The organism is Cognatundibacterium curvum (genome assembly GCF_014284235.1).
In the GTDB taxonomy this organism is placed as follows: domain Bacteria; phylum Pseudomonadota; class Gammaproteobacteria; order Burkholderiales; family Burkholderiaceae_D; genus Undibacterium; species Undibacterium curvum.
Map to the genome: position 1 here is coordinate 1 of NZ_JACOGD010000037.1, position 367 is coordinate 367.

The 367-nt window shown below is 52.3% G+C and carries 2 tRNA genes; both read right to left on the minus strand.

The features are described 5' to 3' along the window. Positions 1–50: 50 nt before the first annotated feature. A tRNA-Ile gene (locus tag H8K43_RS18755) sits at positions 51–127 on the minus strand. A 113-nt stretch (positions 128–240) separates the two neighbouring features. Beyond that, positions 241–316 (minus strand) — tRNA-Ala (locus tag H8K43_RS18760). Positions 317–367: the final 51 nt, after the last annotated feature.

The following is a 367-nucleotide window of genomic DNA, read 5'->3' on the forward strand; positions in this document are numbered from 1 at the left end:
AAACCTAAACAGCGCTCGCGCCATTTGCGTTTGTTTTCTCAACATACCTTTGGTAGGGCTGGTTGGGCTCGAACCAACGACCCCCGCGTTATCAACACGGTGCTCTAACCAGCTGAGCTACAGCCCCGCATGACTGCTTAAAACGCGCTTGCTCTGCGTTGCAACTCCTTGCCGTACTTTCGTACTGTCTGCGTCGTTGCGCCTTGATCAATCTCGTTTGAATCAGTCTTTTTCATGTGGTGGTGGAGGTTGACGGGATCGAACCGACGACCCCCTGCTTGCAAAGCAGGTGCTCTCCCAGCTGAGCTAAACCCCCATTCAGGTACTGCTTCCTACTGCAAAGCAGCTTCACTACTCTTTACTACTT